Source organism: Bradyrhizobium sp. SZCCHNR1017, assembly GCF_032381375.1.
In the GTDB taxonomy this organism is placed as follows: domain Bacteria; phylum Pseudomonadota; class Alphaproteobacteria; order Rhizobiales; family Xanthobacteraceae; genus Bradyrhizobium.
On the sequence record NZ_JAUHIR010000025.1, the window covers coordinates 12,872 to 25,321 of the forward strand.

Annotated in this window: 13 protein-coding genes; 2 read left to right on the plus strand and 11 right to left on the minus strand. The window is 64.3% G+C overall.

Going from position 1 to position 12,450, the window contains the following annotated elements; translation table 11 throughout:
* Nucleotides 1-24 precede the first annotated feature (24 nt).
* The 9 genes from QW863_RS34085 to QW863_RS34125 all read right to left on the minus strand — a co-directional run bounded on the left by QW863_RS34085 (nucleotide 25) and on the right by QW863_RS34125 (nucleotide 7,429).
* A complete protein-coding gene (locus QW863_RS34085) occupies nucleotides 25-477 on the minus strand; it encodes a flagellar protein FlgN (RefSeq protein ID WP_315718457.1) in 453 nt (150 codons plus the stop codon).
* A gap of 15 nt (nucleotides 478-492) precedes the next feature.
* Nucleotides 493-762: a hypothetical protein gene (locus tag QW863_RS34090; RefSeq protein ID WP_315718456.1), complete on the minus strand. Its 270-nt coding sequence runs from the start codon at nucleotides 760-762 to the stop codon at nucleotides 493-495.
* Between the two features lie 2 nt (nucleotides 763-764).
* Complete coding sequence (flgE, locus tag QW863_RS34095) at nucleotides 765-2,003, minus strand: flagellar hook protein FlgE (RefSeq protein WP_315769942.1); 1,239 nt, start codon at nucleotides 2,001-2,003, stop codon at nucleotides 765-767.
* 22 nt (nucleotides 2,004-2,025) lie between these two features.
* Nucleotides 2,026-2,691 (minus strand): flagellar hook assembly protein FlgD, encoded by a 666-nt coding sequence (locus tag QW863_RS34100; protein WP_315718454.1) that lies wholly within the window; start codon nucleotides 2,689-2,691, stop codon nucleotides 2,026-2,028.
* Between the two features lie 364 nt (nucleotides 2,692-3,055).
* Nucleotides 3,056-3,328 carry a hypothetical protein gene (locus tag QW863_RS34105; RefSeq protein WP_315718453.1) on the minus strand — a complete coding sequence of 91 codons (273 nt, stop codon included), beginning with the start codon at nucleotides 3,326-3,328 and terminating at the stop codon, nucleotides 3,056-3,058.
* 231 nt (nucleotides 3,329-3,559) lie between these two features.
* The gene (locus tag QW863_RS34110) at nucleotides 3,560-3,985 is read right to left on the minus strand and encodes a flagellar export chaperone FliS (protein ID WP_315718452.1); all 426 of its coding nucleotides are present in this window, start codon (nucleotides 3,983-3,985) and stop codon (nucleotides 3,560-3,562) included.
* Nucleotides 3,985-5,700 carry a flagellar filament capping protein FliD gene (gene fliD, locus QW863_RS34115; RefSeq protein WP_315718451.1) on the minus strand — a complete coding sequence of 572 codons (1,716 nt, stop codon included), beginning with the start codon at nucleotides 5,698-5,700 and terminating at the stop codon, nucleotides 3,985-3,987. Before fliD ends, QW863_RS34110 begins: the two co-directional genes overlap by 1 nt.
* A gap of 61 nt (nucleotides 5,701-5,761) precedes the next feature.
* On the minus strand, nucleotides 5,762-6,586 hold the full coding sequence (locus tag QW863_RS34120; protein WP_315718450.1) for a flagellin: 825 nt from the start codon (nucleotides 6,584-6,586) through the stop codon (nucleotides 5,762-5,764).
* A 138-nt stretch (nucleotides 6,587-6,724) separates the two neighbouring features.
* Complete coding sequence (locus tag QW863_RS34125; RefSeq protein WP_315718449.1) at nucleotides 6,725-7,429, minus strand: RNA polymerase sigma factor; 705 nt, start codon at nucleotides 7,427-7,429, stop codon at nucleotides 6,725-6,727.
* Between the two features lie 941 nt (nucleotides 7,430-8,370).
* On the opposite strand from QW863_RS34125, the gene QW863_RS34130 reads away from it, so the two are divergent.
* On the plus strand, nucleotides 8,371-9,702 hold the full coding sequence (locus QW863_RS34130; protein ID WP_315718448.1) for a hypothetical protein: 1,332 nt from the start codon (nucleotides 8,371-8,373) through the stop codon (nucleotides 9,700-9,702).
* 18 nt (nucleotides 9,703-9,720) lie between these two features.
* Nucleotides 9,721-10,446, plus strand: coding sequence for a formyltransferase family protein (locus QW863_RS34135; protein WP_315718447.1), 726 nt, complete (start codon nucleotides 9,721-9,723; stop codon nucleotides 10,444-10,446).
* Here QW863_RS34135 and bluB read toward each other — a convergent pair whose 3' ends face one another.
* Both bluB and QW863_RS34145 read right to left on the minus strand, forming a co-directional pair.
* Nucleotides 10,447-11,103, minus strand: a complete 657-nt coding sequence (gene bluB / locus QW863_RS34140) for a 5,6-dimethylbenzimidazole synthase (RefSeq protein ID WP_315718446.1) — start codon at nucleotides 11,101-11,103, stop codon at nucleotides 10,447-10,449.
* Nucleotides 11,100-12,440, minus strand: coding sequence for a cobyrinate a,c-diamide synthase (locus QW863_RS34145; protein WP_315718445.1), 1,341 nt, complete (start codon nucleotides 12,438-12,440; stop codon nucleotides 11,100-11,102). Before QW863_RS34145 ends, bluB begins: the two co-directional genes overlap by 4 nt.
* Nucleotides 12,441-12,450 lie beyond the last annotated feature (10 nt).

Consider the following 12,450-nt stretch of genomic DNA (forward strand, 5'->3'; position numbering starts at 1 on the left):
CCTACTCCCGCTGTTGGCTGGCCATCACGCCCTCACGTTGGTTCCACAGGACGTCGCACGCGCGGTACGACGTCCACCGGCGCCATAGGGCGAGGCATTCGCGATCTGCTCGCGGATCGCCTGCATCACCGCCTCGATGCGACGATTGCTGGCTTCGATCGCAGCCCGCAGCCGAACGAGGTTCTCGTCCATCGCGCCACGAAGGTTGAAGATGTGCTCCATGAGCTGCTCGCGCAGCACACGGTCGCGGACGTCGAGGCTCGCCGTTCGCCTGGCGCATTCGGCGACCCGCTGCTCAAACAGCCCGGCGAGCCGATTCTTGTCGTCGAGCTGCTTGGAACGCGAGGCCGGGAGCCCTTTGGCAAGCTCCGCATTCTCCTCCGACACCACCGCGATGAGTTCGTCGATCAGCGCGATCAAGGTCCGCACTTCATCTTCGCTGGCCGGCCGCTGATCGGCCTGAATTGCGTGTTTCATCCTGTCGCTCCCATCCTACTGTTCACGCTGCGGTCGGCGGCTGATCTGCGCGACACGGGCGTAGGTATTCAGCGCCGTCACCCTCACGGTGGCGACCTTGAGCTCTTCGTCGAGCAGCGCGCATTCACGCAGCAGCTTTCGTCGGACCGTTTCGATATCGTCGATCAAGGCCAGCAGTTGCGCGCGGTCGTCCTTGCCGGCGGTCGCAGCGCGCAGTCTCAGCCGCCGCAGCCTCTTCAGCAGAGCCTCGCCCTCGCCGAGCCGCTCCCTCTTCAGGTCGGCCATGATCACCTCATCGACGAAATCAGCGTGTCGTACATCTTGTTGACGGCCGAGATCACCTGCGATGCCGCCGAATAGGCCTGCTGAGCCGAGATCATGTTGCTGAACTGGCCCGTGGTGTCGGTCGTGCTCGATTCCAGCTCACTGCCGTAGATGGTTCCTGCACCATTCTCGCCGGACGCCTGCAGGGTCGCATTGCCCGACGTCGCCGTCGACGTGTACATGCCGCTGCTATGCGCCACGAGACCATTGGGATCGGCGAAGGTCGCTACCGCGAGCTTGTAGATCGGAACCGTCTGTCCGTTGGAATAGGTCGCCTCGACGAGACCATTCTTGCCGACCGAAATGCTGCTCAGCGTGCCAAACGAGATGCCATCGGAATTGGCGCTGAAGTTGGAGACGCTCGGCGTCGTGCTGCCGGACGACAACTGGGTCAGGCCGTCGGTACCGCCGCCGGTGGTGCCGAAGCTGAGCGCGATCGAGCTCGCCGCGGCGCCGTTGTTCCAGGTGATACCGAGATTGGTCGAGGAGACCGTGCTGAGCGAACCATCTGAGTTGAAATCGATCGTATAGGTGCCGCTCGTCACGGTGCCGTCCGACGCCGTCGCCGGCGCGAAATCAGCGGTCCATTCGTTCGCCGTCGCCCCCTTGGTCCAGGTGACGTTGAGCGTGTGCGATTGCCCCAGCGAATCGTACACGGTCATCGAGCTGCTGAAGGTGTCTCCGCTCGCGGCATCGGCCGGCAGGTTGGCCGCAAGCGACGTCTTGGTCGTCGCCCCACCATTCGTCAGCGCCACCTTCGTATTGACCGGCTCGAGGCCGTTGCCGACCACGTTGCCGGTTGCATCGGTGCGCCAGCCTTCGAGATAGTAGCCGTCGTTCTCGAGATAGCCGGCATTGTCGGTGGTGAACGCGCCGTTGCGGGTGTAGAAAGTCTCGCCTCCGGCCGAAGTCGAGTTGGTCGCGACGAAGAAACCCGAGCCCTGGATTGCGACGTCGGTCGCGTTGGTGGTGGCGGCCAGCAGCCCCTGCTGCGTGATGTTGGCACGGCCGGAGACCGAGACGCCCCCCGAGGAATAGGCTTTCGAACTGCTCGATGCCGTCACCAGCTGCTCGAACAGGCCGGAGGTGGTCTTGTATCCGGTCGTATCGGCGTTGGAGATGTTGTCGCTGATCATGGCGAGCGACGAACTCTGCGCATTGAGCGCCGAGATCGCCGATGACAGGGCTCCAGAAAGACTCATGATTGTACTCCGGGTAATGCCGTCAGGAGGTGACGCCGATGATGTTGCTGGCGCTGACAGGAACGCCGCCGACGGTGAGCGAGGGCGTGCTGGTCGAGGTGTCGATGCCGGTTACGGTCCCGGTGACCGTCGTGTAGTTGAGGACCGAGGTGCCCGCGGAGTCCGTCGCCGTCACGGAGATCGTGTACTGGCCGCCGTCGCTGAGCTGATTGCCGCTGGAATCGGTGCCGTCCCAGGTGATCGAATTGGCGCCCTTGTTGCCGGTCCCGGTGCCGGTCCAGACCGTGCTTCCGGAGGAATCCTTGATCGAGATCGAAACGTTCGATGCCGCCGACGACAGCGAATAGCCGAACGTCGCCGAGCCGTTCGATAGAACGGCGGTGTCACTCTTGGCCTCGACGGTGTGACCGATGTAGTTCACCGAATTCAGCGTCACCAGGCTCGAGAACGAGCCGGCCAGCGAGGTCATGCTGCTGTTGAGCGACTGCTGCGAGGTGTAGTTGGCGTAGGACGTCATCTGGTTGATGAAGTCGGTCACGCTGGTCGCGTTGAGCGGATCCTGGTTCTGGAGTTCGCTCACCAGGAGCTGAAGAAAGTCGGTCGAGCTGAGCGTCGTACGAGATGTGTCGCTGGATGATGAGGTCGATGAGGTGGTCGCAGTCGACGAACTCGCGGCGGAAACGGTCATGGCAGAACTCCGGCTCGCGCCGCGAACGGCGGCGGGACACAGCACGACCACGCGGTCGTGAAGGCGTTTGCTGATCAAACGGCCGGAACGCCGATTCCAGGCGCACAATTAGTCGGTCGAATTAGTTGATCCGACGGCAGATTTTGCCGCCGCGCGGTTGCGCTGAGTGGGCAAAAATCGCCTGGTGCGAGGCCCCGATCTGCATCGGCGCGACGGCTCGCCGTCGCCGCACTCGGGCGCCTGGATTCGCGCGCAAGCGAGCTCGACAGATTGAGCGAGATGACAGATGCGATGGTGTTGCGCTTCCAGCGCCGAAGTCCAACCGGCCAAAGCGTAGCCGCCCAAGCTCGGCCCTGGCTAGGGCTCAGCCAGGCTGGTGGGCGTCGGCCGGGGCGGTTGCCGCTTCCTCTTGGGTCAGGCGATGGGCCGCAGCAAGGATGCGCGACGTCAAGCCCGCGGGTGCACGCGTCGGCGGCGACGACAGCGCCTCACGAACAAGACGTGCCTCGGACAGCAATCGATCGGCTTCGGGAGAGGAGGCAAGCAGATCAGCAGCTGACTGACGCTGCTCCGCTGGCCAGCGCGAGATGTCCTCACCCAGCCTGCCGATCAGATCCTCGAATTCCCTGACGTCCATCGTCCGCCCAATCCAGCGCTTCCAGCTTGGTCATAAAGCATTCAGCCCGCGAACGAAATTGATATCGGCAATTGTGGCGATCGACCGCAACCGGACACGGAAAACTCCGTATTTTTCGGGAGCCGTATGCACGCGAGGCCGCACTGGATACCGAAACGGGAGACAATGCAGCCCGTTTCTGATCCGTTTCCCAAGATTTCCGCAGTGCGGCAGGGGCCTGATTCGCCAGAGCTACCGAGGGTTGGCCGAATCACCGGCCGCTCGCTTTCCCCGGGCTGCCGCCTCGACCGCCTCCCACGCCTCCCGCAGCGCCAGCAGACTTTCGGTGATCCGCTGGAAATTCTCGCGCATGTGAGGTCGACCGTAGGCCCGCAGCGCGGCCACGATCAGGGCGTTGTAGGTTCCGAACAGCTGGTCGGCGACCGGCCCGCCGCGCGTCGGATCGAGGTGAAGACTCAAGCCGCGCAGAATGGCGGTCGCCCGGGTCACATGGATGTGCCCCTCCTCGAAGCGGCGAGCCTCCTGCGCCTGCAGCGACTTCTGCAAGCTCATCATCGCTCCATTGAGCAGCATGATGACGGCCCGCAGCGGCGGAACGGCCACCGCAGCGCCGCGATAGGCCTGACTTGCGAATTGCGCCATCGAATTCTGGGTCATCAGTTACTCGAACTCGCGTTGAGAAGGGCTTTGAGATAAGTGAGCGTGTTGTTGGCGCTCTCGATCGCAGCCTGATATTTGGCGTACTGCGCCGTAAGCTGCGTCTGGAACGTGGCGGCCGAGCTCTTGATGTCATCGACCTTGGCCTGCATCGTGTCGTCCTGCGAGGTCAGATTGTCGATCAGCGTCTGCAGCGATCCCGTGCTGGATGATGCGGTCTTGGCGATCTGGTAGATCTGGGTCGCGAGCCCCTGTGTGGAGGTCACGGTGATCGATTGCGACGTCGAGCCGGCATAGGTGAAGGCCATCCCGGCATAGATCGTCCCGGAATTGCCCACGATCGTGTTGCCGCTCACCGTGAACAGGGAGCTGTCGCCACCGACGGACGCCGCCGAAAGATTTCCCGACGAATCCACCGTCAGATCAAGGGTGAACGACTGCGGCGACGACCCGGTATTGACCACGCTGAGCTGGCTCGACGAGGTCTTGGTCTGCGCCGACAACAACGTCGTCACGCCGCTCAGATTGGTGCTGAGGATCGTCGACAGCGTGCTGGTATCGAGTTCGAGCTCGTTCTTCTCGTTGAACGACAGGCCAAGGTCGGCCATCGTCAACCCGCCGACCGAGGTTCCGAGCACGGCCTGAAGCGAATTCATGATGTCGCGCATGGTGCCGTCGCCGAACAGGACGGAGCTCGAGGACGCCGTCCCGTCTGAATTGGTGGTCTGCTGCGCGATCACGGCATCGCGGAATGCATTGTAGTCGGTAACGAATGTCTGCAATGCCGACGAGATCTGGCTCGTGTCCGTCCCGATCGTGACGGTCAGCGTCGTTCCGGACGGGGTCGCCTGCAGCAGGTCGAAGGTGACGCCACTGAGAACGTCGGTGATGTCGTTGGTATCGCGCGTCAGGCTGATCCCATCGAGCGTGAACTCCGCGGCCTGGGCCGTCTGCAGCACCGTCGCGAAGGCTCCCGAGCTGTCGGTCACCCCGAGCTTGTTGAGGATGTCGTCCCCGGACGAGCTTGCATAGGTGATGTCCGCGGCATCCTGGGTCCCCGTCAACACCAGCTGATAGGACCCGCTCGATACCTGGACGATCGACGCCTCGACATTGGTCGTGGAGCTCTGGGCATTGATCGCGTCGACGACATCCTGCAGCGACATGCCGCTGGTGATGGTGATGTCGGCCGTGCTGCCCCCGGACAGGCCGAGCGAGAACGTACCGGAATAGCCGAGTGCCGCGGTCTGGCTCGACTGCGTCGCGCCCGTCACCTTGTGAGCCGTGGCGACCTGGCTGATCGTCAGCGTGTGGCTGCCGGTCGCGGCTCCGTTGCTCACCGACATCGACAGAGCCGATGAGGCGCTGACGTCGCCGGTCGCGCTGATGGTGGCGGCCCGCGTGGCGAAGGCGTTGGTCGCAAGCGAGTTCACCATCGACGTCGCCAGTGACGACAATCCAGATGACAGCGTCTTCAGCGCGGTCTGCAGCGTCTGATACGCCGTGATCTTGGCCTCATTGGCCGTGATCTTGGTCGAGATCTGGGTCGCCTGGGTGAGCTTGGCATTGACGGCGGACTCGATCAGCGCGGTCCAGTCGATCGTGCTCGTCGTGCTCGTGCCCGACGTCGTGAGCGAGCTGCTCGAGCTCGTCGACGATGATGAAGACGACGACGTCGTGCTGCTCGTGCTCGAGGTTGCGCTGCTCACCGTCATCCGTCGTCGTCCTCCAAGGAAAAAGCCGGACCGGCGAGGCGCCGGCCCGGCAGATCACGGCTCAGCCCAGCAGCTTCAGGAGGTACTGCGGGATCTGGTTGGCGGCGGCTTCCGCCGACACCGCGGCCTGGGTCTTCACCTGCGCCGACGACAGCTTCGCCTGCTCGGACGCGATGTCGACGTCCTTGATCGCGGAATTGGCCGATTGCAGGTTCTGCGTCTGCGTGGAGATCGAGTCGGCCGAGAAGTTGAAGCGCGACTCCTGCGCGCCGATGTCGGCGCGGGCCTTCGACACGGTGTCGATCGCGGTGTCGAGAGCGGTCAAGGCTGCGGTCGCGCCGGTCTGGGTGCTGACGTCGAGCGACGAGACGCCGAGCGTGCTCGCGGTGAGATCCGACAGCGTGATATTGATGGTGTCGGACGCGGACGAGCCGACCAGGACCGAGACGCCCGACGAGAAGGTGCTGGTGCCGTCGAGCAGGCTCTGGCCGCTATAGCGCGTTCCGGTCGCGATCGACGAGATTTCACTGGTGAGCTGCGAGAATTCCGACTGGATGTAGGTGCGGCTAGTTCCGACCGTGGTGCCCGATGCGGACTCGGAGGCCAGCGACTTCATGCGCGCCAGGATGTCGCTGATGTTGGATGCGCCACCATCCGCGGTCTGCAGGATCGACGTCGCCTGCGCCGTGTTGGTCGCGGCCTGCTGCAGCGTGGTGATGTCCGACGAGATGCGCGTCGAAATGGCGAGACCGGCCGCGTCGTCCGAGGCTGACGTGATGCGCGAACCGCTCGACAGCTTGGAGAGCGAGCTCGTCTCCTGGTTGGAGTTGATGTTCAGGTAGCGGACGGCGGAGTTGGCGGCGATGTTGGTGGAAATTGCGGGCACGGTGAGGACTCCTGAGTGATCGGCAAAGCACGCCGCATCGTGGAAGGACTGACGGTGCGGATCGGCCCCGTCTGACCGATCAAACGGAAGCGCCTGAGGGAATCAGGCGGGAATTCTCCCGCGACGGGATTTTTATGGTTAGCAATCCGTGAAGGCGCCGCGAATGTCGCGCTCGTGACGCCGCAGCATGTCGCGCAGATGCTGGCGTCCCCGTTTCAACAGCGACTCCACGGCGGCCACTGTCGTGTCCATCACCTCGGCGATCTCACCGTTGCTCATGTTCTCGTGATACGACAGGATCACAGCGATCCGTTGCTGTTCCGGAAGCCGCTGCATCGCTCCTTCCAGGAGGTCGCTGAGCTCCGCACGCTCGATGACGCTCACTGCATCCGGCTTGCCGTCCGCAACCTCGGGCACCACATCGACATTCTCGGTCCGCGGCTTGCGCCGGATGTCGATGCAGCGGTTGCTGACGACGCGATAGAGCCAGGTCGAGAATTTGGCGCGGCCGTGCTGCCACCGCCCGCGGTGCGTCCAGACCTTCAACATCGTATCCTGCACGACGTCCTCTGCATCGGCGGCATTGCCGACGATGCGCAACGCAATCGCATAGGCGCGGTCGATGTGGCGCTCGACGAGGAGACGAAATGCGAGTTCCTCTCCGGTGGCCAGCCGGTCGAGCAGATCCTTGTCCTCGTCACAGATCGCGGCCTCGCCTGGCGGCGCGGAGTCGGGAACGGTGCTGGCCGACTCGCTCGACAGCAGCGTCGCAACGTCCGGCGCCTCCGGCTCCTTCGAAGATACGCCATCGGCCGGGGCCCAGACGTCCAGCGCGTAGCTCATTTCCGAATCTCCAACCCGCAATGCCGACTACGCAATTCGCAGACGGCTTCCGATCGTTGAACGCTGCGATCGAGAGAAGCAGGCGAAGATTTTTTGTGACTTTTCAGGTAGTTAGGTGGAATGTTTTGCCTAGGGACAGGCAAATTCTGCCGCACGCGGATCGAGCGCTCGACGGTCGTTGAGGAGGAAAGGCCGATGTTCGGCATGGCGGGGATTTCATTCCGGAAGACGAATTCAGCAGAAAACGCGAGCTGCAACGCTTACTAGCAGCATCCGTGGATGCATACCGCGCACGCCAAATCCGCGCTCGCGCAAGGTCCGGAATTCTTGCGAAACGATCATCTCGCTCGGCAATTTTTTCCGAATCACCTCGACGAAATTATCTCATTTTTCGACTCTGTCAGTTGCCGCAGACGCGATTTTTGAATCGCGTGACGATTTTTGCGACATGACGCGCCTGATCTGTCGCGTTCGTACGTTGTAGTTGCTGATGACGCGACAAAATGGAGGGAACGACGTGATGCGTCGCGCGCCATCGACACATGCCTGGATGTCCATCGATGTCCATAGCGTCACCGAATGTTGCTGAATGTTTCGATCGATACAGACTCTCCGGAGCGGAGTTGCGTTCAACGTATCAGCGTGAAGCGCGGGATCCGCACAGCGATCGCTTTTGCGCGCCCAATCGCTCACGTCAGTGCTGGTTAACTTGATCAGACCGGACGCGAATGCTCGTACTTCCGCTTCTGCAATCACGATGTCGATTCAACCGTTGGGGATTCGAGCGGCGCGCCCGGCAACATTGCGAAACGAAGTTCGCGTTTTCCGTGTCGAGAGCCTCGTCCTACGCGCATCATCGCAATTCATCAGCGCAAGCACATGCGCGATCGACGCGCCTGATTGGCTGACGTGGTCCGTTTGATTGTGCAGGAGGACCCGGCATGACGCGACAAGACCCGAAGACCATTGACGACGACCCGGTGCAAGCCCTGCGCGCTCTTGGCGTCAAGCTCGGTCAGCAGCAAGGTCGTCGTCTCCAATGGCTGTCGCGGACGTTCGGGCCGCCGATTCACTGCGGCGACCGTCCGTCGCTTGGCCGTGGCCGTACGGTCGTCCTGCTCGACCCGCCAACGGGCGCGGGTGCCGAACTGCTGCATGGCTCGCTGACAACGTATGACGCCGTGGTCATCCCCTTCGGCGAAAATCCTGCGTTCGATTTCCTGAAATCCAAGTTGACCGCGTTCGGTACCGTCGGCACCTCAGCCGACGGTCCGCATGAATTGTGGTGGGGCGGCCGCGACTGGCCTGCTCCGGAGGCGGCACCCGCAACCGCGATGCGTGTCGTGTCCTGCCATCCAACGACGGTCGGCGACCTGCACGTCTATCATCTCAGACGCTCGCTGCAGCGGTTCGGGCTCCCATTCGACATCGAGGCGATCGATCGACGCCCCGGCGAGCGTCTGAGCGCTGCCGACAAGGCCGACTTCATCGCGTGGATGTGGCAGCGTCACCGCGAGCCGCTGCTGTACGTCGAGGCCGACGTGATGTTTCAAGCCCCCCCGGACCTTCCTCATCTGACGGGCTGCGACTTCGCCGTCCATAAGTGGAACGGCTGGGAGATGTCGGCGCGTACCCTCTATTTCGGTCGCTCCAAGGCGGCCGAGACAATGCTGACGACCTGGCGCGAGATCGCCTCGTCATACCCCGATGTCTGGGGCGGCTATCTGATCGACCAGGCCTGGAGTGCGGTAACGTCTCAGATCGCGCTCGACACGGTCTGGCTTCCCCGCAGCTTTCATGCCGTTGCAGGGGAAGCCGGGGTCCGCAACGCGACGATCGTGCACAATCTGAAGCCGACCAAGGCTGATCTTGGTCCCGACCCGGACTTCGCCGAGGTGGCGCGGTCGCCGCGGCGGGCTGGGCGCGTCGGCGCGCTGGAGTCGCTGCTCGTGGTGCGCTCGAGAGTGAAGTCCGACCGGGGCATCACGGTCATCCTGCGCGACGTCGAACGCAGTAGCGCACGCGCAACGGCTGACAGCATCGAGAGGCTGACCAGCGCCTTCGTCGCCGATTGCGGCGGCTTTGGCCGCCTCGAGCTTTCGCTGTGCTCGTGGCCGCCGGAGGTTCGCATCGCGAGGGAGGCCGCTTTGCTGGCCGACAACATGGTGCTCGAGATCATCCCCGGTCAGGAACTGCCGGCGGATCTGTTCGCCGCCACCGCCGCCTCGGAAGCGACGCGCCGGCCCGCCAGCTTCAACGCCCATCGCCACTGACGCCAGCCAGGACAAATCATGTTCGACACCATCATCCTTCTCACCGGCAGCCGCGACCAGCAGCTCGCATTGTCGGAGCTCCTGCGGGCGCACAACCCTGCCCTCGCATTCCGTTTCGCGGTCAGCCTGCAGGACATCGAAGCCATCGAGCGCGACGTGCTCGGCAGATCCCGCCTGCTTGCCTTCACGACCGGCGTCATCGTGCCCGCCGCCATCCTTCAGGCGGTCGGCCACGGCGCCTACAATTTTCATCCGGGCCCGCCGGATTATCCCGGCTGGGCACCGGCCCATTTCGCGATGTACGACGGTGCGACGCGCTTCGGCGCGACGGCCCATGCGATGGAGGCCCGGGTCGACTGCGGCGCGATCGTCGGTGTCGAGACGTTCGACATCCCGCGAGGCGTCGATGTCCGCGGCTTGGAGCAGATGACGTTCGTGCGGCTCGCCTATCTGTTCTGGCGGATGTCGCGCGACCTCGCCTGCCATGCCGGCCCGCTGCCGGCACTCGGCACCGGTTGGAGCGGCGCGAAGAGCACCCGGCAGATGTACGCCGCCATGTGCGACATGCCCGTCGACATCGATCCGGCCGAAATGGCGCGCCGCATCCGCGCCTTTCACGACGATTTCCGCGGCATTCCACTGACCCTCAACCTGCACGGCACACGGTTTCAGCTCATGCGCGCCGCGGACGCTGTCGGCGAGCCGATGACGGTTGACGCACCGGCGCTGGCGCTCGCATCGTGACTAGCGCTTGAGCGGCTTGATCACGGTCTGGTCGAGCCGCGTTTCCCAGCCGTGACGTTCCAACTCGGGATCGTCATGCTCCTCCTGCGGCCAGCCGACGCAGAGATACGCAATCAGGCTCCAGTCGGACGGCAACTCGAGTTCACGACAGACAGCCGCCGGGTCCAGGATCGACACCCAGCCGACGCCGAGACCTTCCGCGCGCGCTGCCAGCCAGAACGTCTGGATCGCGGCCACCACCGAGTAGCGGAGCGTTTCCGGCATCGTGGCGCGGCCGAGACGATGGCCGGTGGCAGCGCCCTCGTCGGCACAGACTGCGAGATGGACCGGCGCCTGCGTCAAGCCTTCCAGCTTGAGGCTTGCATAGAGCGCGCGGCGCTCACCATCATAGCCGGCGAGCGCGGCCTGGTTCGCGTGCTGGAAGTTCTCGATGACCGTCGCGCGGCGTTCAGGGCTCTCGACGAGCACGAACCGCCAGGGCTGGCAGAAGCCGACGGATGGCGCATGGGACGCGAGCGCGAGCAACTGTTCGATCAGCTCTGGGGAGACCGGATCGGCGCGGAAACGGCGGACGTCGCGACGCCAGCGCACCAGCTCGGCAAAGCGCTGCCGGAATGTCGCGTCGAACTGCGGAGGGCTTCGGCCTGGCTCGCTCATGCGCCCTCCCCGCTCAGGACGTGCAGGAACGATCCGGTCACCGACCCGCGCCGGGCGCCGTGCTCGGCGACAACGCCGCCCGACGCATCGCGGCACGCGATCAGCGGATCGTCTGCCTCGCTCAGGATGGTTGCATAGTGGAATTCGTGACCGTGAACGACGGCCCCTCTTCCGCCGAGACTGCAGTCGGCCAAGAGCGTCGCTTGACGATAGCCGAGATGCAGGCGGCGGCGCGCGAACGACGTTTCCAGCGACAGCAGCCCGGCCATCGCATGCCGGACACCGTGAGCATCCTCGAGTCCTGTCCCCAGCGTCATGTAGCCGCCGCACTCACCGTGGATCGGCACGCCGCGTAACGCCATCGCGCGCAACGCATCGAGGAACGACCGCGCCGAGGCCAACCGTCCCGCATGCAATTCGGGATAGCCGCCTGGCAGCCAGACCGCGTCGGCTGCGGGATCGGGAGCCTCGTCGTTCAACGGCGAGAACGGAATGGTCTCCGCGGCCTGAGCGCGCCAGTGCCGGAGGAGGTGCGGATAGCTGAACGAGAAGGCGGCATCTGCTGCGAACGCGATGCGCTGTCCGGGCGGTTTGAGGCCGAGGCTGGATGTCTGCGCCGCCAGATCGGGCGCGCGGATCGGGTTCGCGAGAGCGAGCAGCGCGTCGAGATCGACCGATCCGGACACGCTGGCCGCGAGACGCTCGAGATGGGCCTCGATGGCCGTGATCTCCTGGGCCTGGACCAGGCCGAGATGACGTTCCGGCAAGGTCAATTGCGCGTCCCGCGCCAGAGCGCCGAGGACCTTGATTCCGATAGCCGCGAACGCCGGCTCGATGAGCGCTCGGTGGCGCTCGCTCGCGACCCGATTGAGGATCACCCCGGCCACGCGAACATCGTCGCGAAAACGCGCGCAGCCGAGCGCGACGGCGGCGGCCGTCTCGGTCTGCCCACTGACATCGAGAACGAGCACGACTGGCCAGCCGGTCAGGGCTGCGAGATCCGCGGCCGAGCCGCTGCCCGCGCGCCCGGGATGTGACGCACCATCGAACAGGCCCATGACGCCCTCGATGATGGCGATATCGGCGTCGGCGGCAACGCTGCAGGCAAGCCCGAGCAGTTGCCGCGCCGACATCGACCAGCCGTCGAGATTGTAGCTCGTCCGTCCTGCAGCGGCCGTGTGATAGGCAAGATCGATATAGTCCGGGCCGCATTTGAAGGGTTGCACGCGCGCGCCGCGCCGGCTGAGCGCACGCAAGAGCCCGAGCGTGACCGTCGTCTTGCCGGCGCCGGAACGCGGCGCGGCGACGATGATTCCGTTGGGCGCCACCATGGTCATGGCCGCAACG

What these genes read in the sequence shown, in the direction of transcription:
- QW863_RS34105 (WP_315718453.1), bottom strand. Translation starts at nt 3,328, where the DNA reads ATGGACGTCAGGGAATTCGAGGATCTGATCGGCAGGCTGGGTGAGGAC.
- QW863_RS34125 (WP_315718449.1), bottom strand. Translation starts at nt 7,429, where the DNA reads ATGAGCTACGCGCTGGACGTCTGGGCCCCGGCCGATGGCGTATCTTCG.
- bluB (WP_315718446.1), bottom strand. Translation starts at nt 11,103, where the DNA reads ATGAGCGAGCCAGGCCGAAGCCCTCCGCAGTTCGACGCGACATTCCGG.
- QW863_RS34085 (WP_315718457.1), bottom strand. Translation starts at nt 477, where the DNA reads ATGAAACACGCAATTCAGGCCGATCAGCGGCCGGCCAGCGAAGATGAA.
- flgE (WP_315769942.1), bottom strand. Translation starts at nt 2,003, where the DNA reads ATGAGTCTTTCTGGAGCCCTGTCATCGGCGATCTCGGCGCTCAATGCG.
- QW863_RS34135 (WP_315718447.1), top strand. Translation starts at nt 9,721, where the DNA reads ATGTTCGACACCATCATCCTTCTCACCGGCAGCCGCGACCAGCAGCTC.
- fliD (WP_315718451.1), bottom strand. Translation starts at nt 5,700, where the DNA reads ATGACGGTGAGCAGCGCAACCTCGAGCACGAGCAGCACGACGTCGTCG.
- QW863_RS34110 (WP_315718452.1), bottom strand. Translation starts at nt 3,985, where the DNA reads ATGACCCAGAATTCGATGGCGCAATTCGCAAGTCAGGCCTATCGCGGC.
- QW863_RS34100 (WP_315718454.1), bottom strand. Translation starts at nt 2,691, where the DNA reads ATGACCGTTTCCGCCGCGAGTTCGTCGACTGCGACCACCTCATCGACC.
- QW863_RS34090 (WP_315718456.1), bottom strand. Translation starts at nt 762, where the DNA reads ATGGCCGACCTGAAGAGGGAGCGGCTCGGCGAGGGCGAGGCTCTGCTG.
- QW863_RS34130 (WP_315718448.1), top strand. Translation starts at nt 8,371, where the DNA reads ATGACGCGACAAGACCCGAAGACCATTGACGACGACCCGGTGCAAGCC.
- QW863_RS34145 (WP_315718445.1), bottom strand. Translation starts at nt 12,440, where the DNA reads ATGACCATGGTGGCGCCCAACGGAATCATCGTCGCCGCGCCGCGTTCC.